This window comes from Thermogutta sp., from assembly GCF_039793925.1.
Taxonomy (GTDB): domain Bacteria; phylum Planctomycetota; class Planctomycetia; order Pirellulales; family Thermoguttaceae; genus Thermogutta.
On the sequence record NZ_JBAMME010000101.1, the window covers coordinates 1 to 1352 of the forward strand.

General features: G+C 59.5%; 1 protein-coding gene. It reads left to right on the forward strand.

The window, feature by feature from the left end; genetic code table 11:
- On the forward strand, positions 1 to 1352 hold a 1352-nt coding region (locus ABJK56_RS03825), incomplete at both ends, for an Ig-like domain-containing protein (RefSeq protein ID WP_347243343.1).

Below are 1352 nucleotides of genomic sequence, written 5' to 3' on the forward strand. Positions count from 1 at the left end.
GACAAGGACAACGTGACTATCGGTGATCCGACCCAGGGTTCGGGGATCGTGGATGTCCGTGTCACCGGCGAGGTAGGCACCACCGCGGTCATTAAAGACGGCGAAGTCGTCATCGATTCGTTCACATTGGCAGCGCCGTCAACCATTCGCACTCTCAACCTTGCCGAGGGGCCCCATCCTTTGACCATCGAAGTGACGGATGCCGCAGGCAACCGCACGCAATCTGAGCAGCTTCTGGTGTCAGTCGACTACACCGCTCCCGCCCCCGCCACGATCAGCCTGGCGCCGTACAGCGACTCGGGAATCCTCGGTGACGGCACGACCAATGTATCGGCCCCTGCGTTCACCGGTCTCGCCGAAGCCAATGCACGTGTCCGCCTGTATGTAGACGACGGCAGCGGCCCGGTGCTGGCAGGTTGGACCATCGTTCACTCCGACGAAAGCGATGGGGATCCCACCAACGGACTTGGAATCTGGGAAATCACCGTGGAACCGCTGGCCGATGGTCAATACACAGTATGGGCAGAAGTGGAAGATCAGGCGGGGAATATTAGCGGTCAATCCGACACGCTGAGTCTGACTATTGACACCTCGGCCCCGCAGCGGCCGACCCTCGATCTCCAAGACGCCGATGACACCGGCTGGTCCAACTTAGATAACGTCACCATTGGGGACCCCTCACAGTTGCCGATCATGGGCGTGGTTGACCTGCGGGTATCGGCGGATCCGGGCAATACGTTCGTCATCAAGGATGGCAATACGGTGATTGCTGGTCCGTTTGTCTTCGACGCAGTATTCGATGTGGGAAGTGACGGACTGCCCGACGGATTCGGGTTGGTGACCATCGACTTCAACCTTGTGGAAGCGCTGTACAACATTCCCGCAGAAGGCCCTCACGTTCTCACGATTGAGGCCACGGATGCCGCGGGCAATGTGGCTCAGTCTGAACAACTGTTGGTCACAGTGGATTACACCCCGCCTGCCGCAACGGCCCCCACTTTGGCAAGTTACTCCGATACAGGAATTTTGGGTGATGGTACGACGTCGATTGCGACTCCGGCCTTCACCGGCCTGGCCGAGGCCAATGCCCGTGTGCGTCTCTATGTGGACAACGGTAGCGGCCCCGTGCTGGCGGGCCAAACCTACGTCCACAGCGACGAGAGCGACGGTGATCCCACGAACGGCTTGGGAATCTGGGAAATTACCGTCGAACCGCTGGCCGACGGCACCTACACGGTGTGGACGGAAGTGGAAGATCTGGCAGGTAATGTGAGTGACGCCGAGGACAATTTGGCCCTGGCCACCGAGATTGTTGTAGATACCACGCCGCCACAGATTCCCACGATCGATCT